Source organism: Streptomyces ovatisporus, assembly GCF_042653885.1.
Classification (GTDB): domain Bacteria; phylum Actinomycetota; class Actinomycetes; order Streptomycetales; family Streptomycetaceae; genus Streptomyces; species Streptomyces ovatisporus.
On sequence record NZ_JBHSFH010000022.1, the window covers coordinates 1 to 1,346 of the forward strand.

General features: G+C 56.5%; 1 rRNA gene. It reads right to left on the reverse strand.

Annotation, left to right across the window (positions count from 1 at the left end):
• Positions 1 to 16: 16 nt before the first annotated feature.
• A 23S ribosomal RNA gene (locus ACFPA8_RS27515) occupies positions 17 to 1,346 on the reverse strand; the annotation flags it as partial.

Below are 1,346 nucleotides of genomic sequence, written 5' to 3' on the forward strand. Positions count from 1 at the left end.
TGGACGCGAGCAATCAATGGTCAAGCCCTCGGCTTATTAGTACCAGTCAACTCCAACCCTCACGGGTCTTCCATATCTGGCCTATCAACCCGGTCATCTCCCGGGAGCCTTAACCCCACACGGGGGTGGGAGTCCTCATCTCGAAGCAGGCTTCCCGCTTAGATGCTTTCAGCGGTTATCCCTCCCGAACGTAGCCAACCAGCCATGCTCTTGGCAGAACAACTGGCACACCAGAGGTCCGTCCGTCCCGGTCCTCTCGTACTAGGGACAGCCCTTCTCAAGACTCCTACGCGCGCAGCGGATAGGGACCGAACTGTCTCACGACGTTCTAAACCCAGCTCGCGTACCGCTTTAATGGGCGAACAGCCCAACCCTTGGGACCGACTCCAGCCCCAGGATGCGACGAGCCGACATCGAGGTGCCAAACCATCCCGTCGATATGGACTCTTGGGGAAGATCAGCCTGTTATCCCCGGGGTACCTTTTATCCGTTGAGCGACGGCGCTTCCACAAGCCACCGCCGGATCACTAGTCCCGACTTTCGTCCCTGCTCGACCCGTCAGTCTCACAGTCAAGCTCCCTTGTGCACTTACACTCACCACCTGATGACCAACCAGGCTGAGGGAACCTTTGGGCGCCTCCGTTACATTTTAGGAGGCAACCGCCCCAGTTAAACTACCCACCAGACACTGTCCCTGATCCGGATCACGGACCCAGGTTAGACATCCAGCACGATCAGAGTGGTATTTCAACAACGACTCCACCCAAGCTGGCGCTCGAGCTTCACAGTCTCCCACCTATCCTACACAAACCGAACCGAACACCAATATCAAGCTATAGTAAAGGTCCCGGGGTCTTTCCGTCCTGCTGCGCGAAACGAGCATCTTTACTCGTAGTGCAATTTCACCGGGCCTATGGTTGAGACAGTCAAGAAGTCGTTACGCCATTCGTGCAGGTCGGAACTTACCCGACAAGGAATTTCGCTACCTTAGGATGGTTATAGTTACCACCGCCGTTTACTGGCGCTTAAGTTCTCAGCTTCGCCACACCGAAATGTGACTAACCGGTCCCCTTAACGTTCCAGCACCGGGCAGGCGTCAGTCCGTATACCTCGCCTTACGGCTTCGCACGGACCTGTGTTTTTAGTAAACAGTCGCTTCTCGCTGGTCTCTGCGGCCACCACCAGCTCCGGCAGCACGTGCCATCACCAACAGTGGCCCCCCTTCTCCCGAAGTTACGGGGGCATTTTGCCGAGTTCCTTAACCATAGTTCACCCGAACGCCTCGGTATTCTCTACCAGACCACCTGAGTCGGTTTAGGGTACGGGCCGCAACAGCACTCGCTAGA